This is a genomic window from Lyngbya aestuarii BL J (genome assembly GCF_000478195.2).
GTDB lineage: Bacteria > Cyanobacteriota > Cyanobacteriia > Cyanobacteriales > Microcoleaceae > Capilliphycus > Capilliphycus aestuarii.
In genome coordinates this window covers 1-25,395 of the sequence record NZ_AUZM01000038.1, presented here as the reverse complement: position 1 = coordinate 25,395, position 25,395 = coordinate 1, and the positions used below count along the sequence as shown (strand labels likewise).

Genomic DNA, 25,395 nt, shown 5'->3' with positions numbered 1-25,395 from the left:
GCATAGGGAGAGAAAACAGTAATTCAACAAGGGGGTTCTGATGTCACCTTGGCCGAGTCTCGTCACTGCGATCGCTCTACTGGTCTATTTGGTTTTAACTATTAATGTCGGTCGATCCCGAGCTAAATATAAGATCATGCCACCGCAAATGAGTGGAGATCCCAATTTTGAGCGGGTTGTCCGAGTTCAACAAAATACTTTAGAACAACTTGTTCTTTTCTTACCCGCCTTATGGCTATTTTCAGAGTTTATTAGCCCAGTTTGGGGCGCAGGTCTTGGCGCAGTTTGGGTGGTTGGGCGCATTGTCTATGCTTGGGGTTACTATCAAGCGGCTGAAAAACGAATTCTGGGTTTTGCGATCGGCAGTCTGACTCTTTTTACTTTACTCGGAGGCTCGTTAGTTGGAATTCTTTTACCTCTCGTTCAACCTTTAGTGTAGTCAAAATCAAAAGTTAAGATTCAATTACTGTACCCGTCAATTTTGAGTGGAGATCAAGCATGAAAATGTCTGAGCAAAATTCCACAGAAGATCCCCTCTTTCAAGTCAACGAAAAAATGTATCAACAGTTGCTAAAATGGCAACAAAAGCTCGAACAATCTCAACCGGAAAATCAAGCTTCCCCAGACTGTGACTCAACAGAAAATCCCAACCCGCTCCGAACCCAAACCAATCAAAATGACCACTAAGCTTGATGTTCTGAAAATTGCCCTCTTAAAGGCTCAAACCCCCGCTCAACTAAAGGCATTAATTGTTGATCATACTCATCAAGAAATTCTGCAAGCTTATGATCGGCTTTCCCTAGAGCAGCAGATAAAAGTTCAGAAAATTTGGCAAGGAGAACTTGAGTCGGGAATTGACTCAACCGCACACACCGAATTTCAAATGCGGTGAATGGTTGAGTTTTAGTTATTTTACTGATAACCAGAGTGCTTCCATGTCAACTCCCCAAAACCAACCCCCACCCTCTCAGTCACAGAATTTTTTAGACTCTGTAAGTCATCATGATGAGAATGATTTTGAGAATGATTTTGAGGATCAAAACCCCGAAATACTGCATAAAATTCCTTTAATTTTCTGGGTAATTGGATTCTCTTTTCTCGTGGCTTGTTTTATGTTTGGAAATGGGAACTCTATCGGTCAAATTTTTGTGGCGATCGCTGCCATTTTTTGTATTACGTTTTCTTACCGATATCCTCGCCAAGCCCTGTGGATTTTCCTCATTTATATCCCCTTTGCCGGAACCATTGCTTACTGGATTGGTAACGATCATCCGATTTTTCACTTAGCAAAAGATGGCTTGTATTTTCCCGCCTTGATTGCCCTGATTCAAACCGCAAGAAAACAACATTTACCCCTGATTATTCCCAAGTCATTAAAAATACCGTTGTTGAGCTTATTGGCAATTGCTTTGTTGACATTCTTCTACGTCAATGGCGGACAACAATTGAGTTCTAATCCGGGTGGACAGCCTTTATTAATGGGGATTTTTGGTTTGAAAGTCTTGATGGGATATATTCCCCTGATTCTCTGTGCTTATGTCCTGATTAGAAATCGAGAAGAACTTCATTTTCTAACTCGTTTGCAGGTAGTTTTGGCGATTATTTGCTGTGTTTTGGGAATCATTCAGTATTGGTTAGTGGTCACAGGTAAATGCCCTGATAATACAGGACTTCCAGATCATTTACTACTGCGAGCTAACCTTCAACGAAAATGTTTAGTTGGGGGAGCATTAGGCTATTATCCCGCAAATAACTTTATTCGTTTGCCCGGTACATTTGTAGCTCCTTGGCATTGGGCTTGGTTTTTAATTTCAAGTAGTTTTTTCTGCTTTGCCACCGCATTTAGTGATCCAAAACTCTACTGGCGGATAGCAGGCTGGTTGTCTTTATCTCTGGTGGTACTCAATGCTATTCTTTGTGGTCAACGTACCGCTTTATTAGGGGTTCCAGTTATTATTATTGTCTTGGTTATTGCTACCAGTCACATTCCTCAACTCAAACGCTTAGTGATTATTTTATTAGGAATTGTTTTATTTATGGGGGGAACTCATTTATTTTTTCCCAGTATTATTGCCCAACGCTTAGAGAGTCTGGTGTCTCGTTGGAATGCTTCTCCACCTACAGAATTTGTCACCGAACAAGCTGAATGGACGGTAAGAAAACATCAAGGCGCTTTGGGAAATGGTTTAGGACGGGCGACAAATTCGGCGCGTGCGTTGGGGGATACCAAACTGGTTGAAACCTACTATCCAAAGTTACTTTATGAAATTGGGCCGTTGGGAGTAATTGCCTTTTTTGCGGTGGTCACAACTCTAACTTTTCAAGGGTTTAGGGCTTATCATCAAGTTCAAGATCACAGTTTACGGGGTTATGGTGTAATTTTCTGGGTGTTGATTTTTCTGATTAGTTATAATTCCTATTGGTATCCTCTTGATACCGATCCGGTTGCGGTTTATTATTGGTTTTTTGCGGGGGTATTATTGAAGTTACCCCATCTCGAACGAGAGGAAATCAAAACTTTAGCGATGGCAGAAGAAATGGATCAACAAATCTCACAACTCTCACCCTCTCAAGTCGATTAATTCTAGAGATCAAAAAGAAGATCCGGGCTGTTCTAAAAACTCTTTTTCTTCCGATGTGCTTTCCCGTCCTAAAATCGAGTTGCGATGGGGAAAACGCCCAAATTTTTTGATCACTTCCCGGTGACGAATGGCATAATCTATCGATGATTTGCTATCAGGATCATCACTTAATTTATGGGTTAACTCGACCGCTTTTTCTTGATCTGCTAAATTTTCACTATGTTCAAAAGGTAAATAAATAAACCACCGTTGTACAGGTAAAAGTTGCAGATCAAACCCTTGACTTACTGCGTATTTAGCAACTTCTAAAGCTTGAGTATCTGTCGCAAATGCTTCAGGCTGACCTCGAAATAAGTTCCGGGGAAATTGATCTAAAAGCAAAATCAACGCTAAACAACTCTCGGGTGATGCTTTCCAATGCTCAAGTTTACCTTGTGCGGCTAACTCGTAATCTGCTAAAAAATGGCTTCTGATTTGTGCATCAAACTCGGGATTTTTTTGAAACCAAACTTTACGAGGTTTTCCATAATTTGAATGTTCAGGACTTCCAAACCAGAACGCTAAAATTTCTGCCTCTCTCAACATTGATTCTGAGTTAATAATTCAACGTTAATTTACTTTTTCTTTCCCTAACAATTGATTAACTAAGCGAGTATGATAATCAGGTGCGGTTTTTGTTCCTTCATCGGGTTTTTGGGGTGAATTTGTTGTTTCTTTTTCCTTCTTGAGTTGAGGAACAGGTTGCACAATTGCATAAGGACGACCAAACCCTAAAAACGACCAAGGATCACGCCGTCGTCGCATCACTTCTCCGCCATTAGAATCATTACCGATCGCTGTATTTCCTTCAATACTAATAATACTACCATCAGAATTCACCGACTCGACAATACCAATATGATCGGCAACCCCATCCCCTCGCCAACAATAAAACACCAAATCCCCCACTTGAGGTTGAGAATACCACTGACTTTGGTTTTGAAACCATCGCACCCCATCGGGACAATATGCAAACCCTTTCGGAGTCCGAATCGGTAAATAAATCCCGGCTTGATCAAAGCAATAGGAGACAAAAATTGCACACCAAGGAACATGATTCATTCCGTACCATTGACCATACTTAGTGGTATTGCTACCGGAGGGATATTCAGTATATCCAACTTCATTTGCTGCGATTTGAACAACACGAGCTGGACTGGTCATTGAAGACTCTCCTATTGTTTAAGTGAAAAGGTAAGGAATATAGAATATCTAGTTTAAACTATTCTTTTTGTTTTACCACAGTTTTATCCGTTTTTCTCAAAGTCTTAATACTTAGTGATTTTCGACCTTACACTTCTGAAATTTAGTCAGCAAAATTGGCCCCAACAAATGATAATGACCGACACAAGACCATCCAACATTTTGACCAAATTCTGCCCGTTGCGATCGACTGTAAAACCTTAACCCTCCTGGAGAAATGGGAACTTGGGCTTGGCGAGTTGAATCATTTGCGCTATAGTCTGCTAAAAAAAAGTATCCACCTGGATGCAAAACCCGGTTAATTTGTTCAAAAACCAATTGAGGATGAGGATAATGTAAAAAACTAATCGTACAGAATACTGCATCAAACTGATGTTCTACAAAAGGTAATGACTCCACATTTCCGGTTATAAATGTCAGACGTTGGGGGTAAATATTCCGGGATTGGGCTTGCAAAATCATCTCATCGGAAAGATCGAGTCCGGTTGCTGTCACTGTTGGAAATTGTTTGGCGAGGCGATCCAATAACCGACCTGTTCCACAACCGAGATCGAGAATATTCGCCTGATTTGGAAGGGAGGCGTATTCTAACAACCGCTTGTGAACGGCTTGATAAAAGACCGTTGTCAGCAAACAGTCGTAACTCGGTGCCCAACGATCAAAAAACCATTGTTTGTTTCTTAAGAATGTTTCTGTCATTGTATTTTTCTCTTATTTGTTTAAATTCTTTCTTTGGATAAATCCGTTTAATTCTCAGAGTGTTAATATCTAAAGTGTAAAAATTTGTAATAGCTAACCTCCTAACGATAAAAGAAAAATGAAAACTGCATTAATTACAGGTGCTTCCTTTGGAATTGGTGAAAAGTTTGCTCAAGAGTTGGCTTCCCGTCAAACCAACGTCGTTTTAGTGGCGCGTTCAAAAGATAAACTCGACGGACTCGCCCAACAACTCCAAGAAAAATACCAAATCCAAGCCGAAGTCATTGCCAAAGATCTGACTGAACCCGGAGCAACCCAAGCCGTTTTTGACGAGGTGACTCAAAAAGGAATCACAATTGACCTGTTGATCAATAATGCAGGTTTTGGAGATTATGGCCCTTTTGCGGAACGGGATCTTCAAAAACAGGTAAAAATGATCCAACTCAATATTACCGCGTTAGTTGAACTCAGCCATTTGTTTTTAACTCCGATGAGACAACGACGTTCAGGATCAATCATCAATGTTGCTTCAATTGCAGCCTATCAACCCATTCCCTATATGTCGATCTACTCAGCCACAAAAGCTTTTGTTCTGCATTTTAGTGAGGCATTATGGGCAGAAAATAAAGATGCAGGCCTTCATATTTTAGCACTTTGTCCGGGGCCTACAGAATCTAACTTTTTTGAAACGGCTGAATTTCCTTCGACGTTGGGAAGTGGTAATAAAAAAGACCTCGTTCCGGCGGAGTCGGTGGTTAAAGATGCACTCCAGGCGTTAGAGAAAAATCAGTCTACCCTCGTGACAGGCGGCTTTGGAAATCATATTATCGCCAATATCTCACGCTTTATTCCTAGAGAGATGGTGGTCAGTTTAGTGGGGAAACAGTTTAAAACCCCAAAATAGTTAGTTCACGAGTGGAGACAGTTGATGAATTTCCCTCTCGGTTACTATTGCCTGATCAAGTCTCGGGTGTTCACTATGATCGCAATTTCTGTAACAATAGATCGGGTAGAGGATGTCACATTAATCAGAATTCGAGCTATGAAACGTTATCGTTCTATTCTCGCTTGCCTATTGGCGTTTGTCATGGCATTTATCGTCAGTTGTGGTTCTCCAGAAGTGAAAGAACCTCCCACTTACAGCAATGCTCAACTTCAACAAATTCAGGGCTATCAATCTGATATCCTAGAGTTACGCGATCGCATGACCAGTGAATTACCAGCCTACATTAATAACCGTAAATGGGTTGAGGTCGATAATTTTGTTCATGGGCCGTTAGGATCTCTGCTTCAGGAGATGAACTATTTAACTAAAAATCTCCTACCCAATGATCAACCTCCCGCTCGGAAATTAGCCCGAGAAGTGTTTGAAGATTTGCTTCAGGTGGGTGAAGCCGCAGAAAAAGCAAATAAACCTTTAGCTGCTTCTAGCTATCAAGCTGCATTAGAAGATCTGAATGCTTTCTTGGATTTAGTTCCTCAAGTTCCTCAAGCCTAAAGTGTAATTAAACGGTTAGCCGCAGATGAGTATTGGTGAATACGAGTTCTATTGATTTTTTGTATTGATCAATATTAGTCTGCGGCAAATTTTGTATTAATTCAGTTCAAAACTCAAGTCAATTAAAGCTAATAATTAAATTTAAAATAAATTTAAAATAAATTTAAAAAATTATGACTCATATTGTTGTAATTGGATGTGGAGTTGTTGGGGCAACAATTGCTTATGAACTGAGCCAAATTCCTCAATTCACCGTCACCGTTCTCGATCAACAACAACCCGCTCAAGCCTCTACAGGGGCGGCATTAGGGGTATTAATGGGAGCCATTAGCCACAAAACAAAAGGACGGGCGTGGCAAATGCGATCAAGCAGTTTACAGCGTTATGAAACGTTAATTCCTGAACTGGAAAACATTACAGGTCGTTCGATTTTGTTTAATCGTCAAGGGATTTTAATGTTATGTTTCGCCGGAGAAAATGTACAAAAATGGCAAGAATTAATCGCCACTCGTCAAACTCAAGGCTGGGATTTACAACAGTTAGATGTCGCTCAAATTCAATCCAACTATCCTCAAATTAACTGTGAAAATGTGATCGGGGCGATACATTCGTCTCAAGATCGACAAGTTGATCCGACTGCTTTAACTTTAGCATTAGTAGATGCCGCCCAACGAAATGGGGTTAACTTTCAGTTTGGGGTGAAAGTCGAAGCTTTTAAAACCGTTAATGGTCAGCAAACTCAATCAATTTGTTCACAACTTTTAACAACAGGTGGAGAATTAAATGTTGATTGGATTATTGTCTCTGCCGGACTCGGAACAACACCTTTGCTTCCGACAGAAAATCATCAAAAATCCGTTAAAATTCGTCCGGTTCTCGGACAAGCAATACAGTTAAAATTATCTCAACCTTTGAGTAATATTGAACCTGTAATTTCTGGGGATGATGTGCATATTGTTCCCCTCGGAAATGCTGAATATTGGGTCGGTGCAACGGTTGAGTTTCCAGACGATAGTGATGAAATTGTAGCAGATACAACCCTAATGAATCAAGTGATGGAAGGAGCAATTCGGCTTTGTCCGGCGTTATCTCAAGCGAAAATTATTCGTCAATGGTCGGGGTTACGTCCTCGTCCTGATGGAAGACCTGCACCCGTGATTGATTATTTGTCAGGATTTGAAAATATTTTATTGGCAACCGGACATTATCGCAACGGTGTTTTATTAGCCCCGGCAACGGCGCAAACCATTCATAAAATGATTGTAAAAAAATTAGGGATTTGAAGTTAGAAGTATTAAGATGTGTGAGTGAGGAAATGTTAACTTAAACTAATTATTGAAAATTGTTCGCTGTTAACAGCCACCTGAAGTCTTTATCGAAAGGAAATCTATGAATAATCGGGATTGGCTAGTTGGGGAAGATGGCAACTGTAACCGTTGTAAATCAGCCAGAGAATGGGATTTACTCAAAAGTGAGTATCGCTTACATCGCTTTCTCACAGAAATAGAAGATGTGCTGAATGAAGGGTTTGAAAAAGGTCTAACTGAAGTTGATTTTTTACCAGATTTACGCCGCTTAGTCCGTCAATTAATTACAAATTCCTATTGGTTGAGAACCCAAGTTCCTGAACCCTGCACCAAAACTGGAACTTCGATTATTATGTTGTATGATGAGTTGGGATTTCCCCTAACTGTCCAGACAGAAACGGTCTTACCCGGTCGAGGTTCTCCTATTCACAATCATGGCACTTGGGGAATTGTGGCGGTGTTAAAAGGACAACAAAAAAATGTCTTTTGGCAACGTCAACCCTCTGCGGATTTTCCGGGTAATATTGAAAAAGTCGGAGAACAAATTCTCACCGAGGGGGAAATTATTAGTTTTACCTCTGACGCCATTCATCACATCGAAGCGGTTGGGGAAGAACCCTCTTTAACCTTTAATTTGTACGGCGAAACCAATGCTTCTAAGCGGTTTCAGTTTGATGTCGAGAGTCGTTTAGCCAAGCCGTTTTAATCGCTAGCTGAGGTTAATCTTGAACGAGTTGCAAATTTCTCTGACTGCATTTGCCCACCCTTGACAACCGGATGCAGTCGCCACTTTCCATCCCCGATTTTCTAAACCAGGATGAGGGCCTTTGTGACCGGGGATAATAATAGGAATTTCGACAACTTCTAACATTGCCAAATCGTTGGGGCTATTTCCCAAACCCACTGTAATTATTTTAGCATGAGGTTGATGATTTTGATAGTGTTGAATTAACCATTGCACTGCTTTTCCTTTTCCTGCTTCTTGACCAATTAAATGAGAAAAGCGATCGCCCACAACCACTTGAAATCCTAACTTATTTACCGTTTGTTCGATTTCTAGACTGGTGAAGTTTTTCGGGGTAACAAAAGGTTCGCTAAACTCCCGACTTTTCGCCCGTTTTACATCTTCTGGCGGTAAACCTGTTAACTGATGAACGTCGGCTTCACTCAAGTCTGCAAACCCTTTTAACGGTTGATTTAAAGCCTCTGCTAATTTTTGAAGTCCCTGACGGGCTTCTGTATAGTTAAAACCAAACTGCATTAAATCATAATCACCCCAGTTTTGAGTTTGGGGAAAAGCTAAATTTTGTTCGGAAATCGGGATAAAAACTGCACTCCCATTTTCTACAATAAACGCATCCGTTAATCCAATTTGTTCGCGGATAACTTCAACTTCAGATCGGGTTTTACTGGTAACAGGAATCACCGGGATTTTCAGATCTTGGAGTTGTTTAAGCACAGGTAAAGCCGCGTCATAGCGATAATCGTCGGAGTTGAGTAACGTTCCATCCAAATCTGTAAAAATCAGTAGCATATTCCCACACCGAACACCAATATATAAGTTTACCTCAATTGGCGATCGCGAAGTTGACGATCAACCCAGGCTGCATCTTCTGGTGTTAAACGGGCTACAGAAACATAACTGATTCCCACTAATACTGAACTATCTGCAACAGTTTTATAGATTCGTTCTTCGACTGCAACAATATATTTAGGTCGAATTTGAGGTGCAACAGAATTAGCGATCGCAGTAATCAGTCGATGATGAACACCAGACAAAAATTGCTCTAAATAAGGGTTTATTCCAGGAAAAGGAGAGAGCATCACTCAAATTCCTGCAACTTAATTTAGAAAAATTATATCATTTTCCGGTTACAAATCAACCGAATTCTGACGAGATTGAGCAATTTTCAAACTCATAAAAAGAACCGGAATCATTCCGACAGCAACTAAGGCTAATGCTGGCCCTGCGGCTTCTGCGAGGCGTTCATCTGCGGCTAAATTATAAACTCGCACGGCTAAGGTATCAAAATTAAAAGGTCGCACGACTAAAGTTGCAGGTAACTCTTTCATTACATCAACAAAGGTTAGCATTCCAGCAGTTAATAAACCGCTCCCCATAATCGGTGCATGAACCTTAATTAAGGTACTGCTTGGGTTATGACCTAAACTGCGGGCAGCATCATCTAAACTCGGTTTAATTTTACTCAAACTAGAGTTCACCGCCCCAAAAGAAACGGCTAAAAATCGTACTAAATAAGCAAAGATTAAAGCGGTAATAGTTCCACTGAATAATAACCCCGTAGAAATGCCAAATGTTGCCCGCATAAAGCTATCAATCGCATTATCAAATCGACCCAAAGGAATTAAAATGCCCACCGCAATTACAGAACCCGGTATCGCATAACCCATCGCCGCAATTTGTACCGAGAACCGCATTCCTAAACTGGGTTGTAGCCGGACACCATAAGCCATAATTAGAGCAATTACTATCGCCAAACATCCGGTTAGGGTCGCAACCAGTAAGCTATTTCCGGCAAACTCAAAAAAGCGTCTATCAAAAACAGTTTCTAGATTTTCCAGGGTCATTTTAAACAGCAATATTCCCGGAAGCAACAATCCTAAAAATACCGGAATAAAACAAGTTAAAAAAGCAAGTCCCGCTCTGATTCCCTGAAGTTTAAACGGATTTAACTGTTTAAATCGGCTGTTACTTTGATAATATTTAGCTTGACGGCGTGACCAAAGTTCAAGTAAAATTAAACCTAAAATAAACAACATTAAAACAGCCGCAAGTTGAGCCGCTGCGACCCGTTCTCCCATGCCGAACCAGGTGCGATAAATTCCAGTTGTAAATGTATTAACTCCGAAATATTGAACAGTACCAAAGTCATTTAACGTTTCCATTAAAGCCAAAGCCAAACCCGCCATAATCGCAGGTCTAGCGAGAGGTAAAGCAATGGTGAGAAAACTTCGCCACGGGTTACAACCGAGACATCGACTCGCCTCTAACATACAGGTTGCTTGTTCTAAAAATGAGACTCGTACTAATAGATAAACGTAAGGATAAAGGGTTAAAATGAGTAGGGCGATCGCTCCGACCATAGAACGAATACTGGGAAACCAATAATCTCCTACCGCTGTCCAACCAAAAATCGCTCTTAAACTGCTTTGAACCGGGCCATAAAATTCTAACCATTCGGTGTAGACGTAGGCTAATATATATGCCGGCGCCGCCAGAGGTAGCAACAACAGAAATTCAAACCAACGACTCCCCGGAAAACGACACATTGTCACCAGCCAAGCGGTTCCCACCCCCACGATAAAAACGCCAAAACCCACACCCAACATGAGAATGAATGAGTTTTTGAGATAACCGGGTAGGACAGTCGCCGCCAGATGACCCCAAATTTGGCTAGAGTTGGTGAAAATACTACTGAGAACAAATAAAACCGGACTGGCAATCAGCAGGGCGATAACCGTCACAAAAGCTGTCCAAGCGTTAAAGCGAAAAACCCGAAACATTCTTTTCCTCAATGGGGTTAACAATGATGACCCGTTGTAGCACACTCTACAAAATTTTACAGAATATTAATGCGAAGGTATCTTAAGAACAGAGTAGTATTAATCGCAGCTTTTTGATTTAAAATTGCAATAAGCTAGTCTAAATATAGGAGTTGGGTTAGTCAAGTTGAACATGGGCCAGTCTGTGATTTTACATTTAGAGCAAGTTAGCAAGCAGTTCTCGCGTCAAGAGATCCCTGCGGTTCAAAAAGTCTCGCTGAACTTAGCTCAAGGGGACATCTTAGGGTTATTAGGACCCTCGGGTTGTGGGAAAACAACACTATTGAGAATGATTGCTGGATTTGAGCAACCTCAATCTGGAATTATTACAATAGCCGAACAGGTCGTTGCGAGTCCAGACTGTTGGCTTCCTCCAGAGCAACGGGATGTGGGAATGGTATTTCAGGACTACGCCCTGTTTCCGCATTTGAGTGTTGAGAAAAATGTGGCGTTTGGCTTGCAAAATATCAAGAAAAAGTCATCGGTTCCCCGCCTTCAAAAGGCGGGGCTTGCCGATGACCGCGTGCTGCGGTCAAAAGAAGACGTTAAACAGCGAGTCAGTGACGCTTTAGGGTTGGTCGGGTTGTCGGGGTTGGGAAACCGTTACCCTCACGAACTCTCTGGGGGTCAACAGCAACGGGTCGCATTAGCTCGCGCCTTGGCGCCTCGTCCCGCTTTAGTCCTTCTCGATGAACCCTTGAGTAACCTTGATGTTCAGGTTCGTCACCGACTTCGCCAAGAGTTACGAGATATTATCAAAGCAGCAGGAACTTCTGCAATATTTGTGACTCACGACCAAGAAGAAGCGCTGTCTATTTCCGACTGGGTGGCGGTCATGCGTTCTGGATGTCTCGAACAATGTGGCACCCCTGAAGAAATTTATCAACAACCTGCTTCTCGGTTTGTGGCTGAATTTGTGACGCAGGCTAACTTTATTCCGGCTCAACGTCGGGGGGATGTTTGGGAAACAGAAGTCGGATGTTTTGCCATTGATGGTAATATAATTGAACAGGCATTGAACGGCAATAGCAAAAATTTAGAGCAAGTGGAACTGATGGTGCGTCAGGAAGATTTTATTCTTAAACCCGATGAAGATGCACCTGTAATCATTCGTGATCGTCAATTTTTAGGGCGAGAACTTCATTATAGTTTACAAGTTCCCTCTGGACAAGAATTAGTCGCTAGAACGAGATCAGGCGCAGCTTTATCGATTGGAATGCGAGTTAATGTCTCTGTTGCCAACGATGCGGTGCAAGTGTTTCCTGCGAAGTCAAAGTCAACTCAATCTAATTGGAAACCTTTTGTTCGCGTCAAGAGGTGAAAATCGCATCAAAATCAGTTCTTCATCGACAAGGAGGATAACGTTACAAATCTTAGAAATCTTTGCTCCCACTCAGCAACTATACTTTTAATACAGTATTAACGTTAAAATGCTGAGGAGAAAGCAATGTCAAGAAAGAAAAAACGTGGGGTTCCAACCTTGTATTCAGAAAGCAAGGTAAAAGTCGGGGTATCTTTGACTCCTACTGGGGCGAAGCGGTTGGGTGACATTGCTAAACAGCTTGGTTTATCAAGATCTGAGTTCGTTGAACGCATTGCTAGAGGTCAGTTTGATGTTTCGGAAAGTGGTAGCGAAACAACTATTACACTAGCGACAAAAGCAGACGCAAAAGTCATCAACTCAGTCACCAATTCAGAGCAAGAATCTGTTGATCCCCAAGTCGAAAGTGAAGCAAGTCAACCCTCTCCCAATCAAGATAATAATGATTTGGTTAAACTCCAAGAACGCTATCAAACGCTTCAACATCAATCAGAGGAACAAGCAAACACCATTAACCATTTAGAACAACAACTCACTAAACTGTCTCAGTTAGAAACACAACTGGCTGAAACTGTTCCGACTCAAGATTATCAACAGTTACAACAACAGTTAGAAACCCAACTCGAAACTGTTCAAAATTTAGAGCAACAGTTAGAAACACAACTGGCTGAAACTGTTCCGACTCAAGATTATCAACAGTTACAACAACAGTTAGAACAACAACTCGAAACTGTTCAAAATTTAGAGCAACAGTTAGAAACACAACTGGCTGAAACTGTTCCCACTAAAGATTATCAACAGTTACAACAACAGTTAGAAACCCAACTCGAAACTGTTCAACAGTTAGAACTGCAATTGGCTGAAACTGTTCCGACTCAAGATTATCAACAGTTACAACAACAGTTAGAAACCCAACTCGAAACTGTTCAACAGTTAGAACTGCAATTGGCTGAAACTGTTCCGACTCAAGATTATCAACAGTTACAACAACAGTTAGAAACCCAACTCGAAACTGTTCAACAGTTAGAACTGCAATTGGCTGAAACTGTTCCGACTCAAGATTATCAACAGTTACAACAACAGTTAGAAACCCAACTCGAAACTGTTCAACAGTTAGAACTGCAATTGGCTGAAACTGTTCCGACTCAAGATTATCAACAGTTACAACAACAACTCGAACAACAATTAAAACAACAGCAATCTAAAGTTTTGGAGTTGAGACATCAATTAGAACATCAAAATGTTTCAATCACTCACTTAGAACATCAACTCACTCGCATCCCTGAACTTGAAACCCAACTCGCTCAGAGTCTCGCTTCAGCAACGACAAAATCTCATGCGGTCGTTTCTGTAGAACATTCTTCAAGTCAGACTCAAAACAATCACCAACCTCAGACTATTTCTCATCACTTAAAAACAAACATAGGGTTCAATGACTCAGGAGAAAGTTATGGAGCATTAAAACAAAAAGTAGAAGAACAAGAAAAAACAATCAACAATTTACGACAAGAAATCATCGACTTAAGACGTCTAGCCAGTATTGCAGAATCTCATCTAGGAAAATGGCGTCATAACACGTTCTCCCATTAAATTGTTGAGTTAAAAATAGGGCGCATCAAACGGTTATTCTTTATTAAACAAAAAGTAAAGATATCTAGTCTTTGATGTCCCTACTGCTATCTTTTCTATAAGTCAGAGTTAATCTTAGTCTCTTTTTATAGTGGTTTTGATTGTTTCTCTTGATGGTATACATAAAAAAATCCCCCAACTGTTTGTTTAGTGGAGGATTTTTGTTTACTTAAGCGATAGTTTTAGGCTTCGCTTTCAATGTGAATGAACAGCAAACCCATAATTACAACGGGCAGTAACCAGGTAACAACTGGAATCAAAATCCAGGGCAAATATGCAGCAGCGTATGAACCTGTCATCTTAAATTCTCCTATTTCACAGTAGCAAGATTGTAACCGAAACTAGACTAAGTTGCTTTAACCCGTGTTAAAGGTTAGTCAAGTTCAAAAATTCAACTCAGAGGGGGAATTAGTTGTTAACAATTCCTCGGAAAATATCATCAACAACCGAGAAATTTTCCAAGAGGAAAAAGGCAACAAAAGCACTACCCATTCCACCAATAAAGAAGCCACCTGCAAATTGACTCCAGCCTTCAGAAGTCTGCAAGAAATCAGCACCTTCAGATTTTTTCTGGAAGGAAACTAACCCATAAGCCGATAAACAAGCGGTTGCAATTAAAATCAGAGCAATTCCGGAAATTAATCCACCTAAGTTGGCAGTCGCACTATCGCGTAATGGCCCAAGTTTGACCCAGGGGCCAATCAGAAAATAGCCATGAGCCATGCCAATTTCTAAGCCCCGAAGTAGGGGAGAAAGGCCTTTGCGATAGGCAGGTAAATTACCGATAAATGCCCGTGTAAAATCAGAATCACTGATAGGTGTAGACAGGTGTCCAGTGAAGGGATCACCTTTATAGGGTTGAGCAAATCCAGAATCTCTGGCGTCACTAGCCGCACTCATATTGATTTTCTCCTGTATGCTTGACAATTTGTAGTAAACTTAAGCTCATATTTTACGCATCCATGAGTCATCTAGTCGCACAAATCAACAGGAGCGTTAAAAAAGTTCACATCTTTGTTCATTAATGTTTACTTCGGTACCAATTTGCGAGTCTGCTCGGAGAAACGCCCAACAAATAGGCGATAATGATTATTTGATTGATTAACGTTGTCCGCAAGACCCCTAACTTTTGCCAACGTCGCCCCGAAGTCGTCACCGCCACAGGGACAAGGGCAATTTTTCCCCGTCGCCGTAACTGATTAACCAGTTCAAAATCTTCCATCAGAGGGAGTTCCCGAAAGCCACCCACGTCCCAAAAAGTGCTAGCTTTCAAAAAAATCGCCTGATCTCCGTAAGGCATTTGGAGAAAGTGCGATCGCCATTTTACACCTTGTTCTACCCAACGCAACCCCCTCACAGATGCCGTTATTTTCAGTTCAAACGCCCCCGCAATCACATTCGGTTCATCAAGTACCTGACGCACCCACTTCTCAAACCTATCGGGCAATTGTGTGTCGGCGTGTAAAAATAGTAAAATTTCCCCTGTTGCTGATTTTGCCCCCATATTCATCTGATGGGCGCGTCCTCGAACTGTTTCTAAAATTTGCACTTCGACATCTGTATTTTGCCTGAATATCTCGGCGACTTTTATTGTATTATCTACACTGCCGCCATCTACAATAATGATTTGAATATGAGGAGAATTTATCAATTTTGCTAGCACAGATGTGATGGTTTTTTCCTCATTTAAAACAGGAATAATGATAGAAATTTTTGCTTCATTCATTAGGTCTTTTGAGGGTTCAAAGTGTAACACCCATAACGCTTATGTTTGTTGTTTTAATTGTTTTGACTGAGAAATACCCTCAACTTAGATGAGAGATAGATAAGAGATTATTTTAAATCTTCAGGACGATCAATATCCGCTAACTGCGGTAGAAATCCAACTAATAAATCTAACTGTTGACAAACCGTTAAAGTTTGCTGAAAAACCTCAGAACTTCCCCAACTAATCCCGGAAAATACTTCTGGAAATAACCGACTCAATCCAATTAAATAATAACCGCCATCATCCGCAGGCCCTAAAATAATATCTTGTTGTTTTAGCTGATCAAATGCCTCAGACAAAATCTCAAGACTCAAATCCAGACAGTCAGTTCCAATCGCCATTACCGCCGTTTTTTTTAACTCAAAAGCTTCTCGAAATGACTCTCGTAGGCGATCACCTAAATCTCCACTTCCCTGCAAACTGTACCGTAAATCTACACCTAACCACGCTTGCATCAATGCCAGATTTCCGCCTGTATAACGAATTTCAGTAGAAACCGGATAAGATGCAGCAAATTCTCTCACCATTTTAACTGTTTTTTCAGTCATTTGGCGATGAAATTTAGCCGCACCTTCTGCCCCCAAAGCCGGAATTAATCGGGTTTTTGTTGTTCCCGGTTCCGGATAGCGAGTAAAAATAATCAGATGTTGCATTAATTCCAGGTCAAATCAAAATCACCTATTGACGAAATTCATTCAACTTAGTAAACAACAAAACGACCTCAGTTGTAAAGTCTCCCCATTGATCAATAGGAAGGCTATTAGAGTCAAAACTACGGATTTCTAAAACGGCACCTTGCTTGCGGTGAGTGACAGAAACCCTTTCAGGAGAAGTCGTTTCCCATTCGGGGCCAACAGATTCCATCGCAAAATCTTGATCAGACCATTGTTGATCTTCACCATTAAACACTCCATTCACCCACTCAGAAATACTGATTTCTGGATTAGCATCTATACTTCGACCTGTTTCTTTTCCAGCCGTCAAACTATGAGGAAAAAGAGGTATATTGGCTTGTTTTGCAGTCATTCCTGCTGCGATTAAAATATGATTTAAAAAATCTTCTTGCTTGTCAATATTCACCTCTTGTCGAATCTTTCCCAAATTTGTTCGACTTAACACAGGTACTAACATTTTACCTGTTCTAATTTTAGGGTGTAAACTCATTTCTGGATGCTGGTGATTGATAAATCGATATTGACCCCCAACATAACATCCCATCAAAGCAACAAGACCTTTATATTCTAAAGATTCATTCAGAGTTTGAGTTTGATGAACAGCCTGACTAATCACAATTTGATCAGCCTTTCCAATGGCTAATCCCTGATAATCTTCCTCATTTTTTACATCCGTAATTTCAATCATTTCGGCAAGTTTTTGTAACATCTCAAAAATACGATCAATCCTCAAACCTGCCGTTACATGAAATGATCCTAAGATCTCATTACCCTTTTGAAAAGGATGCCATCCGACAACATAATCTTCAGGGAGTTGAATATATTCTCCGGTTTCCAAATTCACTAAATTCTCGCTGACCCAGTTTTCTAGATCTTTAACAATATGAGTTAATTCTTGTGGGTTTTGCGTCTCATTAACCGCATCAGTAATATATTCACAATACCAACTATCCTCGTAACCATCCGACGTTAGTTTCCAAGAGTTACCATTCATAATAGCAGATTCACCCTTGTGAATACGCCGATCATTAGCTGGAATAAAAGGTAATTCTCGACTTTTTGTTTTAAAGGGAGAGACTTCTTTTCTTTCCTGTTCTGTTTTGAGATTTCCCTTCTGCAAATCCATCGGAACTTCTATTTCTAGACCGATCTTTCTTTGAACAATATTTCCGAATTCTTGAACAGGCTTCGGAAAACTTAAGCTATTCTCTAGATCAACAATAAATTGATCTGCTTTTTTCCCCATGATATCTGCTTCTTTTTCCAGAAGTTCATTATCATTTACAGATATATTTTCAACTTCCAAAGTAGACTGAACTCGACCCTGCATTTGTTGAACAACGTGCCAAACTTCATGGGGTAAATGTTCTTCTTGACCAGGCCCGATGTAGATATCTTGATCTTGAGTATAGGCTAATGCTTGCAATTCCGCAGGTTTAGCAGAATTATAATGAACTTTGACATCATCAATCGAAAAGCCGCAGAGATGTTCAATACCTGCTTTAAGATCATCAGGTATACCCGTTGTATTTTCTAGAGTCGGGAAGATTTGAACAGCTACAGAATTTTCAGTTTCCTCGCCTTTTGTTTGCTGTTGAAAAAATGGGCGGATAACTGTCCACTGAAAAAAGCAACGGGTGCCTTTTGAGTTGGGGTTCGACTGCTGATAAGTCATTTAAAATTCCTGTAACTGTTTCAGTGACAAACTCTTGGCTATCACTGTTCTCATCTTAGTCTTCAATGAGAAGCAATTACTGAAGTGAATTTTACATTTAGATTAGATTTAGAGTGGGCATTGCCCACCCTATAACTTTTCGATCACTTTTCGATTACTTTAATGACTCATTGCTAACATTCGCTGAATCGGCTTTAAAGCAGCAACCCTTATATTTTCAGGAAGGGTAATCTCTGGCGTTCTATTTTCCATCGCTAGATAAAGTTTTTCTAGGGTATTCAAACGCATATGCGGACATTCATTGCAAGCACAACTGTTCATCGGTGGGGCAGGAATAAACTGTTTATCACGGGCTTCTTTTTGCATTTGGTGAATAATTCCCGGTTCAGTTGCCACAATAAATTCTGAACTATCGCTTTGCTTGGCATATTTCAATAATGCTGTCGTTGAACCAATATAATCCGCATGACGCAGAACAGGTTCTTCACATTCAGGATGGGCAATCACTTCCGCTTGCGGGTATTCGATTTTTAGCTGAACAATTTTCTTTTCTGAGAAGTTTTCATGCACCATACAAGCCCCTTGCCACAACACTAAATCTCGACCTGTTTCAGTCATTACATAACGACCTAAATTGCGATCTGGGGCAAAAATAATCGGTTGATCTTTAGGAATTTGTCGCACAATATCAACCGCATTTGAACTGGTGCAGATAATATCACTCATCGCTTTAATGGCTGCACTACAGTTGATATAAGACACAACAATGTGATCAGGGTGTGCCGCTTTAAACTGGGCAAATTCTTCCGGTGGACAAGTATCGGCCAGTGAACATCCTGCTTCTAAATCCGGTAATAATACTAATTTTTCGGGGTTAATAATTTTAGCCGTTTCTGCCATAAAATGAACCCCCGCAAATACAATCACATCAGCGCTTGTTTCAGCCGCTTGGCGAGACAAACCCAGAGAATCTCCGATATAATCAGCCGCATCCTGAATATCTGGATCTTGGTAGTAGTGGGCTAGGACAACCGCATTTAACTTTCGCTTGAGATCATTGATGGCGGTAAACAAGTCATCCGGGGTTGTTTGGGGTTTTGCTTGCCGATAGACTGTGGTTGTAAACATGAATGCGTCCTCTTTGTTCAATGAGTTAACAAAACGTAACTACTAATTATAGTTGATTTCACCAAAATATGCCGTAGATCGAGGTGACTTGTCTGTTGCGATCGACACCACAATTCAAAAATACAGTTCAAAAAAGGTCTGGAATTGCCTATCCTAGATCAAGAGAGGCAAGAGAGTAAGAGATGAATCAAAATTGTAAAAAAGCGATTAAGATTGCTGTCGTTGGTGATGTACACAACCAATGGGAGGAAGAAGACGGAATCGCCCTCCAACAATTAGGCGTTGATTTAGTGCTGTTTGTGGGGGATTATGGTAACGAGGCCGTCGAAGTCGTCCGAGCGATCGCGGACTTAGACCTACCGAAAGCAGCCGTTTTTGGCAACCATGACGCTTGGTATACGATGACCGACTGGGGACGCAAACATTGTCCCTATGACCCCGAACAAGAAAATTGGGTACAGCAGCAAATGGATCTGTTTGGAGAAGCCCATGTCGGTTATGGAAAGCGAGATTTTCCCGAACTTGAATTAACAGTCGTCGGCAGTCGTCCCTTTACTTGGGGAGGGCCAGAGTGGAGATATGCAAAATTTTATCAAGAATGGTTTGGAGTCGATAGTTTTGCAGACTCAACCCGTCGCATAGTCGAAGCCGCCCAAAGTTCAACTCAGAATACCGTGATTTTCTTAGGTCATACAGGCCCAACCGGACTCGGAGACGCACCAGAAGACCCCTGTGGCCGAGATTGGAAGCCCATTGGAGGAGACTACGGTGATCCGGATTTTGCCTCCGCGATCGCTCAAACACGGGCTTTAGGAAAACAAATTCCGTTAGTTACCTTTGGTCATATGCACCATAATCTGCGCCATACTAAAACTCGTCTGCGGAAAAGTGTTGATGTGAGTTCCGAGGGGACTGTATATCTAAATGCCGCCAGAGTCAACCGGATTAAAGACAGAGATAACCAGAAGCAACGCAACTTTTCTCTAGTTACATTGGAAAAAGGTCAGGTGTCTGAAGCGAAATTAGTATGGGTTGACCCCGATTCCCAGATCGCCGAAGCCGAAATTTTGTATCGTCAACCTCAGCCTGTTGTCGAAGCTGCACCTATGGTATAATCTTAAATTAGCTTTGAAATTAGAGACAAGGGTTGAGAACGTTTTTGAAATCTTTTGAAATTGAAAACGAAATCTCAAATTCCTGATCTCTAGCTCAAAACAAAATATCAATTGGAGAGGTGGCAGAGTGGTCGAATGCGCTCGACTTGAAATCGAGTGAGGCGAAAGTCTCCGGGGGTTCGAATCCCCCCCTCTCCGTTCTAATTTTGTAATCATTGAACCCGATGCGATCGCCTGTTTCTGTTTCCCTAGCTTTCGGTGAACCCAACACGTTATCGTAAAGGATGTAACACTTTCGCGTAAGGACTGGAACAGGTGAATACGGCTATCGAAGAACAATTGCGAGATCAGATCAAAACCCATCGCGATCGCGTAGATTATCTCGAAATTCGACTCCAACAAAGCGAAACCACATCAATTTCCTTTCGGGGTTCTCAGCTAGATTCAGTCAATCGTAGCTTTTCCCTGGCGGGTGGAGTTCGCGCTTGTCACAAAGGGGGTTGGAGTTTTGTCACTTTTAATGGTTTATCTGAACTTGATACTCGCATTACTGAAGCGATTTCTCAAGCCTATTTAGTCGGTCAAGAAACAACTCAACTTGCGGAGATTGAACCGATTGAGGATCAAGTTTCTGTCAAATTGGGACGTGATCCTAGAGGAATTTCTCTACAAGAAAAACGTCAACTGATCGAAAATTATAATAAACTTCTTTTAGATTTTGACTCTCGCATTCAAACCACTGCGGTTAGTTATAGTGACCGTTTTAGCATTACCTATTTTGTCAATTCTCAAGGCAGTTGCATCACCCAAGAACGGCTGGATGTCACAGGTCGATTTGGTGCGATCGCCACAAATAATGGTACGGTCAGACAAGGCTTTGAATCGATTAATTCTCGCTCTGATTATAACGCTTTAATTGGCATCGAAGATCAAGTTAAAAGTGCTGCTGAACGCGCTATTCGTCAGTTAGAAGCCCAGTCTGTAAAAGGCGGTCAATATACAGTTGTTCTTGATCCTTATTTGGCGGGTGTCTTTATTCACGAAGCTTTTGGTCATCTGTCAGAAGCAGATTTTGTTTATGAAAATCCTCGAATGCAGGAGTTACTGCAATTGGGTAAACCGATGGCAATTGAACAGCTTAATGTGATTGATGATGCCACAATTCCTGACTTACCCGGTTCGATTCTTTATGATGACGAAGGAGTTCGGGCCCAACGTAAATATTTGATTCAAAATGGGGTTTTAACTCAACGGTTACATAACCGTGAAACCGCAGGTAAACTAAAAGAATCTCCGACGGGAAATGCTCGCGCTTTGAATGCGACTTATCCGCCGATTGTCAGAATGACTAATACTGCAATTGAAGCAGGTGATCGCTCATTTGAGGAGATGATCGCTGATATCGATGAAGGGGTTTATGCCGTGCGAATGTTAGGCGGCCAAACGAACGGCGAAATGTTTACCTTTGCTGCGGCTGAAGGCTATATGATTCGTAATGGTCAGTTAGCTGAACCTGTAAGCGATGTGACCTTGACAGGGAATGTGTTTCAAACGCTTAAGGATATTGAAGCGATCGGTAATGATTTAAGCTATTCTAATGGCGGTTGTGGAAAAAGCGGTCAAATGCCTCTCCCGGTCAGTGTAGGAGGGCCGCACGTTCGGATGAAAGATGTTGTGGTTGGTGGTCGATAATCGTCATTTCAAACAGCAGTTTGAAGCGGGTGCGTGAGTGAACCCGCCTATTTTTATCAAAGAAGCTGTTGTTTCTCGGCTTCTAAAAGCTGGACTAAGTTCTGATCGCCTTTGGCTCTGGCAACTTCGAGACGGTGTTCTAAACGCTTCTGAATATTGGCTCGGTGAGTTTGAGCCAGTGAGTTGGAGTTTTTGTTGGAGTTTTTGTTCATGGTGGACAGTTTTTCTTTTTTTGTTGTGGTAATTCATTACTTTTAGTATAGCCTTTCTTCTGAATGATGGGAGGACTGTCGATCAAAAACTTCAAACTTTGTAACTTAAGATACAGCTTTTAGATATAGTTTGTTATAAAAAAAGCCCCCAAGTTGTCAGGGGGCTGTTTCATTCTCAGTAAACCGTTCCCCTGCTTGAAAAGCCGGGGCTTGCAGTTGACTCGATTCCCGAGTTAAAAATTGCCGGGGGGGATGGGGTGATGGGGTGATGGGGGGGTCGGGAGAGGACTTTTTTCCGATGAAAAATAACTTTTTATGAATAAAAATCCTCCCTACCTCCCTACCTCCCTACCTCCCTACCTCCCTACCTCCCTACCTCCCGCGCACGGGTTCGCCACTCCCCTCAACGCGCTTGTTCCCGCGCACGGGGGTGGACTCACTACCTCCCTACCTCCCCACAAATCAAGTTTTAGGGGGATCAGGAAACGGCGCTGCCAAGTTATCAGGGGGCAGATTGAATTTGAATTTTTACCGTTGGACTTAGAGATTAGAAGGGACAGGGGCTTCTAAACCCAAGTGTTTCATCAAGCTATCAAAATCGAAATGCTCGGCCATCAGTTGGGTAATACACTCAACCTTACTGGGTTCATGGACTCGCACTTGACCAAAAGCCCGATCAATCGTTTCCACTGTCGTCAGAGTATCGAGATCGACACACAACACAGGAACCTCTAGATCTTCAGCACGAGTTAACACCATCGGATCGGGAGTGATTTGTCCAGTTAAGATCAAGCAATGGGTTGATTTTTCCAGGGCTGCAAGCTGAATATCAGTGCGATCGCCTCCAGTCACCACCGCCATATTGCGAGTGCGATCAAAATATTTCATGGCTGCACTGACATTCATCGCCCCAACACTGAGACTTTCAACCATCATATTCAAATGATCGCCACCGCAAAGCACTTGAGCCTGAAGTTGTTTAACGAGATCTTCAACCGTCACACTTCGCAACAGAGCATTTCGAGGCAAAACCCCCAGTAGAGGAATACCTTCACGTTCGAGAAAAGGCTGAATAAAATTTGTCATTATTTCCTGACGTTCGGCCGGCAAATCATTGACTAAAATACCCATGAGACGATCGCCTAATTGAGCTTTCGCCACAAGAAAACCATCAATAGCGGCCGAAGACTCCAAACGTTCAACGAGCATCACCGAAGCATCAAGTTCATGGGCGATTTGCGACAAAGACAGATCAAACAAACTGCCTTGTTGTAGCGTTCCCGGCCCTTCTAACAAAATTAAATCCCCTTTTAACCTTTGTACAGAGGAAGCGAGAGCCTGACAAAAGTTAGTTGTATCTTCTCCCTGTAATCTGCTGTGTATTGCGTTGTCGGTGAGCATCACCACAGGTGAACCAATCTGATCGGCAGACAGTCCTAACGTAGTCGCGATAAACTGAACATCAGCATCGAAGGGTTCTGCGGCATTACCAATTTCGGTTCCCAGCGGTTTACCATAGGCAACTTGAATATTATGTGATCGCAACCTTGGGGCTAGCCCCAGTGCAATTGCCGACTTACCACTAAAAGGCTGAGTTGACCCGATTAATAGATACTTGGCGGGTTTAGCCACGTCACTGACTCCTCCATGCTCATTTTGACTACTCCCCGAGTGTAAAACCTGGGGAAATTTTTTAGAACTTCCAGTATTGGACGCTTAGGCGAATGCTGGTATTCTATACTATCTACAAGAGATTGAAAATCTTCAGGGTCTGGAAATCACTGAGATCTTCAGCGCTATACCGAGAGTCTTTCACTCAACATAATGGAGTAAACGCTTGTAAAACTCTTGAGAAAAATCAATAGTACGAGTGCGACCAAAGTTTTGTAGGACATCGATGAGATAGCGAATAAACTCATAGTTGGCCATAGTGACTTCATAGCTGAGATCAGCGTTACCATCAAACTGGACTCGACAACGGGTGAGATCAGCAGGTAGAGAAGAAACATTCCAGGTGGCGACGAAAGGAATATCCTCAGCACTGTCAATTTTACGAGCGCCTTCCAAACTTTTCTCTTTATACAGGCTAATCGATAGGGGTAAATATCTACGACTTTTATCATCGTAGTACGGTTGATAGACGATCACCTCTCGCTTTTCGGCGGGTTTGAGTTGAGCGATGACTGTGGCGGAGTTTGACATTCTCAGATTTCCTGCAAAGACCGATTCTTTCCAATTTAGCCGACATTTAACCCCCTGTTATGACTCTAGAGACAAAAATTTTCTTCCTTCCTGAGTTGACCCTTGATCCGTACCCCAGAAAACAACGGTGTAAAATCTCAATGTTGTTGTTTTGCCAGCTTCCAATATGATTTTAGGTAAGTATTAAGAGTTAAATTAGATTATCCCAGGCCCAAGAAGTCTTGGCCAAAAAAATGATCAAGTCATCAGTTAAATCAGATATGAGACGATTGACATCTACACGAAAAAATTCATCTAACCCTAACCCAGATTATCATCATCACCGGGACTCAAGCCCCGAAAATCAAACGGTAGAAACCGATCCGATTGATCCTCACTCCCCTTTTCAACATCAAGTCGAACCGATGACCAATTCACCCTCAATTTATCAAGGACGCCGCCGAAAAGCGGCTGTAGTCCTCAGTATGATTTGGGGAGGAACAATCACCCTACATCTCGTTTCTTGGGGTTCGTGGTTCATTTTCGGCTTAACAGGGTTAATTTCGATTCATTCGTTGCGTATCCTGTTCACCCGATATCGTCACCCATCGTCTGATCAGACGGCAACAGGTGATCGCGACTATTGGCCCTTTGTCTCTTTGCTCGTGGCTGCCAAAAATGAAGAATCTGTGATTCACAATTTAGTCGAAAACTTGTGCAACCTCGATTATCCATCTGACTCCTATGAAGTTTGGATCATTGACGATCACAGCACTGATAACACACCCCTTTTATTAGATCAACTGGCGGAAAAGTTTGAGCAACTCAATGTTTTACATCGTCAAAATGGAGTCGGTGGAAAATCGGGGGCGCTCAATCAAGTTTTACCCTTAACTCAAGGTGAATTTATTGGGGTATTTGATGCCGATGCTCAAGTGTCCCCCAATTTATTGCAGCAAGTCGTTCCTCTGTTTGACAGCGATCAAATTGGTGCAGTCCAAGTCCGAAAAGCGATTTCTAACGCCCCTCTCAATTTTTGGACTCAAAGCCAAGCCGCAGAAATGGCACTGGATTCATTTTTCCAAGAACAGCGCATTGCCTTAGGAGG

General features: G+C 41.8%; 28 protein-coding genes and 1 tRNA gene. 14 read left to right on the top strand and 15 right to left on the bottom strand.

Annotation, left to right across the window (positions count from 1 at the left end):
- Nucleotides 1-40 precede the first annotated feature (40 nt).
- The 4 genes from M595_RS16300 to hpsL are packed head-to-tail and all read left to right on the top strand — an operon-like array spanning nt 41 to nt 2,582.
- Complete coding sequence (locus tag M595_RS16300) at nt 41-439, top strand: MAPEG family protein (protein WP_023067445.1); 399 nt, start codon at nt 41-43, stop codon at nt 437-439.
- Between the two features lie 59 nt (nt 440-498).
- Nucleotides 499-687 (top strand): hypothetical protein, encoded by a 189-nt coding sequence (locus M595_RS16295; RefSeq protein ID WP_023067443.1) that lies wholly within the window; start codon nt 499-501, stop codon nt 685-687.
- Nucleotides 677-892, top strand: coding sequence for a hypothetical protein (locus M595_RS16290; RefSeq protein WP_023067467.1), 216 nt, complete (start codon nt 677-679; stop codon nt 890-892). Before M595_RS16295 ends, M595_RS16290 begins: the two co-directional genes overlap by 11 nt.
- Before the next feature lie 43 nt (nt 893-935).
- Nucleotides 936-2,582: a hormogonium polysaccharide biosynthesis protein HpsL gene (hpsL, locus tag M595_RS16285; protein WP_023067423.1), complete on the top strand. Its 1,647-nt coding sequence runs from the start codon at nt 936-938 to the stop codon at nt 2,580-2,582.
- Between the two features lie 9 nt (nt 2,583-2,591).
- On the opposite strand, the gene M595_RS16280 is transcribed toward hpsL, so the two are convergent.
- The 3 genes from M595_RS16280 to M595_RS16270 all read right to left on the bottom strand — a co-directional run bounded on the left by M595_RS16280 (nt 2,592) and on the right by M595_RS16270 (nt 4,523).
- The gene (locus M595_RS16280) at nt 2,592-3,167 is read right to left on the bottom strand and encodes a DUF924 family protein (protein ID WP_023067465.1); all 576 of its coding nucleotides are present in this window, start codon (nt 3,165-3,167) and stop codon (nt 2,592-2,594) included.
- A gap of 24 nt (nt 3,168-3,191) precedes the next feature.
- Nucleotides 3,192-3,785, bottom strand: a complete 594-nt coding sequence (locus tag M595_RS16275) for a CHAP domain-containing protein (RefSeq protein WP_023067418.1) — start codon at nt 3,783-3,785, stop codon at nt 3,192-3,194.
- Between the two features lie 111 nt (nt 3,786-3,896).
- Entirely contained in the window at nt 3,897-4,523 is a 627-nt protein-coding gene (locus M595_RS16270) for a class I SAM-dependent methyltransferase (RefSeq protein ID WP_023067413.1), read from the bottom strand.
- A gap of 118 nt (nt 4,524-4,641) precedes the next feature.
- Between M595_RS16270 and M595_RS16265 the strand changes: the two genes are divergently transcribed.
- The 4 genes from M595_RS16265 (at nt 4,642) to M595_RS16250 (ending at nt 8,034) form a co-directional block, all read left to right on the top strand.
- Nucleotides 4,642-5,427, top strand: a complete 786-nt coding sequence (locus tag M595_RS16265) for an SDR family NAD(P)-dependent oxidoreductase (RefSeq protein WP_023067433.1) — start codon at nt 4,642-4,644, stop codon at nt 5,425-5,427.
- Nucleotides 5,428-5,502: 75 nt separating this feature from the next.
- Entirely contained in the window at nt 5,503-6,021 is a 519-nt protein-coding gene (psbQ, locus tag M595_RS16260; protein WP_023067417.1) for a photosystem II protein PsbQ, read from the top strand.
- A gap of 173 nt (nt 6,022-6,194) precedes the next feature.
- The gene (locus tag M595_RS16255; protein WP_023067447.1) at nt 6,195-7,304 is read left to right on the top strand and encodes an NAD(P)/FAD-dependent oxidoreductase; all 1,110 of its coding nucleotides are present in this window, start codon (nt 6,195-6,197) and stop codon (nt 7,302-7,304) included.
- 106 nt (nt 7,305-7,410) lie between these two features.
- Nucleotides 7,411-8,034, top strand: coding sequence for a cysteine dioxygenase family protein (locus M595_RS16250; protein ID WP_023067451.1), 624 nt, complete (start codon nt 7,411-7,413; stop codon nt 8,032-8,034).
- 3 nt (nt 8,035-8,037) lie between these two features.
- Here the strand turns inward: M595_RS16250 and M595_RS16245 are convergent, their stop codons facing one another.
- Genes M595_RS16245 through M595_RS16235 form a run of 3 tightly spaced genes read right to left on the bottom strand, consistent with a single transcriptional unit; the run spans nt 8,038 to nt 10,853 of the window.
- The gene (locus M595_RS16245; RefSeq protein ID WP_023067459.1) at nt 8,038-8,862 is read right to left on the bottom strand and encodes an HAD-IIB family hydrolase; all 825 of its coding nucleotides are present in this window, start codon (nt 8,860-8,862) and stop codon (nt 8,038-8,040) included.
- A gap of 29 nt (nt 8,863-8,891) precedes the next feature.
- A complete protein-coding gene (locus M595_RS16240; RefSeq protein WP_023067449.1) occupies nt 8,892-9,152 on the bottom strand; it encodes a DUF4058 family protein in 261 nt (86 codons plus the stop codon).
- A gap of 48 nt (nt 9,153-9,200) precedes the next feature.
- Nucleotides 9,201-10,853 (bottom strand): ABC transporter permease, encoded by a 1,653-nt coding sequence (locus tag M595_RS16235; protein WP_023067452.1) that lies wholly within the window; start codon nt 10,851-10,853, stop codon nt 9,201-9,203.
- A gap of 172 nt (nt 10,854-11,025) precedes the next feature.
- Between M595_RS16235 and M595_RS16230 the strand changes: the two genes are divergently transcribed.
- On the top strand, nt 11,026-12,213 hold the full coding sequence (locus M595_RS16230) for an ABC transporter ATP-binding protein (RefSeq protein WP_023067442.1): 1,188 nt from the start codon (nt 11,026-11,028) through the stop codon (nt 12,211-12,213).
- A 126-nt stretch (nt 12,214-12,339) separates the two neighbouring features.
- Nucleotides 12,340-13,803, top strand: coding sequence for a hypothetical protein (locus M595_RS16225; protein ID WP_023067462.1), 1,464 nt, complete (start codon nt 12,340-12,342; stop codon nt 13,801-13,803).
- A 221-nt stretch (nt 13,804-14,024) separates the two neighbouring features.
- Here M595_RS16225 and M595_RS16220 read toward each other — a convergent pair whose 3' ends face one another.
- The 6 genes from M595_RS16220 to nadA all read right to left on the bottom strand — a co-directional run bounded on the left by M595_RS16220 (nt 14,025) and on the right by nadA (nt 19,087).
- Nucleotides 14,025-14,141, bottom strand: coding sequence for a photosystem I reaction center subunit VIII (locus M595_RS16220; protein WP_023067446.1), 117 nt, complete (start codon nt 14,139-14,141; stop codon nt 14,025-14,027).
- A 109-nt stretch (nt 14,142-14,250) separates the two neighbouring features.
- Nucleotides 14,251-14,742 carry a photosystem I reaction center protein subunit XI gene (locus tag M595_RS16215; RefSeq protein ID WP_023067428.1) on the bottom strand — a complete coding sequence of 164 codons (492 nt, stop codon included), beginning with the start codon at nt 14,740-14,742 and terminating at the stop codon, nt 14,251-14,253.
- A gap of 121 nt (nt 14,743-14,863) precedes the next feature.
- On the bottom strand, nt 14,864-15,568 hold the full coding sequence (locus M595_RS16210) for a TIGR04283 family arsenosugar biosynthesis glycosyltransferase (RefSeq protein ID WP_023067410.1): 705 nt from the start codon (nt 15,566-15,568) through the stop codon (nt 14,864-14,866).
- A gap of 107 nt (nt 15,569-15,675) precedes the next feature.
- Nucleotides 15,676-16,263, bottom strand: coding sequence for a TIGR04282 family arsenosugar biosynthesis glycosyltransferase (locus M595_RS16205; protein ID WP_023067430.1), 588 nt, complete (start codon nt 16,261-16,263; stop codon nt 15,676-15,678).
- A gap of 25 nt (nt 16,264-16,288) precedes the next feature.
- Nucleotides 16,289-17,959: an eCIS core domain-containing protein gene (locus tag M595_RS16200; RefSeq protein ID WP_023067432.1), complete on the bottom strand. Its 1,671-nt coding sequence runs from the start codon at nt 17,957-17,959 to the stop codon at nt 16,289-16,291.
- 159 nt (nt 17,960-18,118) lie between these two features.
- On the bottom strand, nt 18,119-19,087 hold the full coding sequence (nadA, locus tag M595_RS16195) for a quinolinate synthase NadA (RefSeq protein WP_023067429.1): 969 nt from the start codon (nt 19,085-19,087) through the stop codon (nt 18,119-18,121).
- A gap of 182 nt (nt 19,088-19,269) precedes the next feature.
- On the opposite strand from nadA, the gene M595_RS16190 reads away from it, so the two are divergent.
- From M595_RS16190 to M595_RS16180, 3 genes are all read left to right on the top strand, one after another.
- Complete coding sequence (locus M595_RS16190; RefSeq protein ID WP_023067460.1) at nt 19,270-20,202, top strand: TIGR04168 family protein; 933 nt, start codon at nt 19,270-19,272, stop codon at nt 20,200-20,202.
- A gap of 113 nt (nt 20,203-20,315) precedes the next feature.
- Nucleotides 20,316-20,400: transfer RNA gene (locus tag M595_RS16185), tRNA-Ser, on the top strand.
- Nucleotides 20,401-20,517: 117 nt separating this feature from the next.
- Nucleotides 20,518-21,894 carry a TldD/PmbA family protein gene (locus M595_RS16180; RefSeq protein WP_023067457.1) on the top strand — a complete coding sequence of 459 codons (1,377 nt, stop codon included), beginning with the start codon at nt 20,518-20,520 and terminating at the stop codon, nt 21,892-21,894.
- A gap of 56 nt (nt 21,895-21,950) precedes the next feature.
- Here M595_RS16180 and pirA read toward each other — a convergent pair whose 3' ends face one another.
- From pirA to ebsA, 3 genes are all read right to left on the bottom strand, one after another.
- Nucleotides 21,951-22,106, bottom strand: a complete 156-nt coding sequence (gene pirA / locus M595_RS31860) for an arginine synthesis PII-interacting regulator PirA (RefSeq protein ID WP_023067420.1) — start codon at nt 22,104-22,106, stop codon at nt 21,951-21,953.
- Between the two features lie 540 nt (nt 22,107-22,646).
- A complete protein-coding gene (locus tag M595_RS16175; protein WP_023067458.1) occupies nt 22,647-23,738 on the bottom strand; it encodes a phosphotransacetylase family protein in 1,092 nt (363 codons plus the stop codon).
- Nucleotides 23,739-23,918: 180 nt separating this feature from the next.
- Entirely contained in the window at nt 23,919-24,308 is a 390-nt protein-coding gene (gene ebsA, locus M595_RS16170; protein WP_009787932.1) for a type IV pilus biogenesis protein EbsA, read from the bottom strand.
- 260 nt (nt 24,309-24,568) lie between these two features.
- Between ebsA and M595_RS16165 the strand changes: the two genes are divergently transcribed.
- Nucleotides 24,569-25,395: glycosyltransferase family 2 protein (locus M595_RS16165; protein WP_040484210.1), on the top strand; the 827-nt coding region annotated here is incomplete at its 3' end.

Bases quoted from the DNA above. Each gene is read 5' to 3' on its own strand.
- M595_RS16265 (WP_023067433.1), top strand. From the start codon at position 4,642: ATGAAAACTGCATTAATTACAGGTGCTTCCTTTGGAATTGGTGAAAAG.
- M595_RS16235 (WP_023067452.1), bottom strand. From the start codon at position 10,853: ATGTTTCGGGTTTTTCGCTTTAACGCTTGGACAGCTTTTGTGACGGTT.
- M595_RS16205 (WP_023067430.1), bottom strand. From the start codon at position 16,263: ATGCAACATCTGATTATTTTTACTCGCTATCCGGAACCGGGAACAACA.
- M595_RS16190 (WP_023067460.1), top strand. From the start codon at position 19,270: ATGAATCAAAATTGTAAAAAAGCGATTAAGATTGCTGTCGTTGGTGAT.
- nadA (WP_023067429.1), bottom strand. From the start codon at position 19,087: ATGTTTACAACCACAGTCTATCGGCAAGCAAAACCCCAAACAACCCCG.
- M595_RS16280 (WP_023067465.1), bottom strand. From the start codon at position 3,167: ATGTTGAGAGAGGCAGAAATTTTAGCGTTCTGGTTTGGAAGTCCTGAA.
- M595_RS16240 (WP_023067449.1), bottom strand. From the start codon at position 9,152: ATGCTCTCTCCTTTTCCTGGAATAAACCCTTATTTAGAGCAATTTTTG.
- M595_RS16230 (WP_023067442.1), top strand. From the start codon at position 11,026: ATGGGCCAGTCTGTGATTTTACATTTAGAGCAAGTTAGCAAGCAGTTC.
- M595_RS16270 (WP_023067413.1), bottom strand. From the start codon at position 4,523: ATGACAGAAACATTCTTAAGAAACAAACAATGGTTTTTTGATCGTTGG.
- M595_RS16245 (WP_023067459.1), bottom strand. From the start codon at position 8,862: ATGCTACTGATTTTTACAGATTTGGATGGAACGTTACTCAACTCCGAC.
- M595_RS16275 (WP_023067418.1), bottom strand. From the start codon at position 3,785: ATGACCAGTCCAGCTCGTGTTGTTCAAATCGCAGCAAATGAAGTTGGA.
- psbQ (WP_023067417.1), top strand. From the start codon at position 5,503: ATGATCGCAATTTCTGTAACAATAGATCGGGTAGAGGATGTCACATTA.
- ebsA (WP_009787932.1), bottom strand. From the start codon at position 24,308: ATGTCAAACTCCGCCACAGTCATCGCTCAACTCAAACCCGCCGAAAAG.
- M595_RS16220 (WP_023067446.1), bottom strand. From the start codon at position 14,141: ATGACAGGTTCATACGCTGCTGCATATTTGCCCTGGATTTTGATTCCA.
- M595_RS16290 (WP_023067467.1), top strand. From the start codon at position 677: ATGACCACTAAGCTTGATGTTCTGAAAATTGCCCTCTTAAAGGCTCAA.
- M595_RS16295 (WP_023067443.1), top strand. From the start codon at position 499: ATGAAAATGTCTGAGCAAAATTCCACAGAAGATCCCCTCTTTCAAGTC.
- hpsL (WP_023067423.1), top strand. From the start codon at position 936: ATGTCAACTCCCCAAAACCAACCCCCACCCTCTCAGTCACAGAATTTT.
- M595_RS16200 (WP_023067432.1), bottom strand. From the start codon at position 17,959: ATGACTTATCAGCAGTCGAACCCCAACTCAAAAGGCACCCGTTGCTTT.
- M595_RS16250 (WP_023067451.1), top strand. From the start codon at position 7,411: ATGAATAATCGGGATTGGCTAGTTGGGGAAGATGGCAACTGTAACCGT.
- M595_RS16255 (WP_023067447.1), top strand. From the start codon at position 6,195: ATGACTCATATTGTTGTAATTGGATGTGGAGTTGTTGGGGCAACAATT.
- M595_RS16300 (WP_023067445.1), top strand. From the start codon at position 41: ATGTCACCTTGGCCGAGTCTCGTCACTGCGATCGCTCTACTGGTCTAT.
- M595_RS16215 (WP_023067428.1), bottom strand. From the start codon at position 14,742: ATGAGTGCGGCTAGTGACGCCAGAGATTCTGGATTTGCTCAACCCTAT.
- pirA (WP_023067420.1), bottom strand. From the start codon at position 22,106: ATGAACAAAAACTCCAACAAAAACTCCAACTCACTGGCTCAAACTCAC.
- M595_RS16210 (WP_023067410.1), bottom strand. From the start codon at position 15,568: ATGAATGAAGCAAAAATTTCTATCATTATTCCTGTTTTAAATGAGGAA.
- M595_RS16225 (WP_023067462.1), top strand. From the start codon at position 12,340: ATGTCAAGAAAGAAAAAACGTGGGGTTCCAACCTTGTATTCAGAAAGC.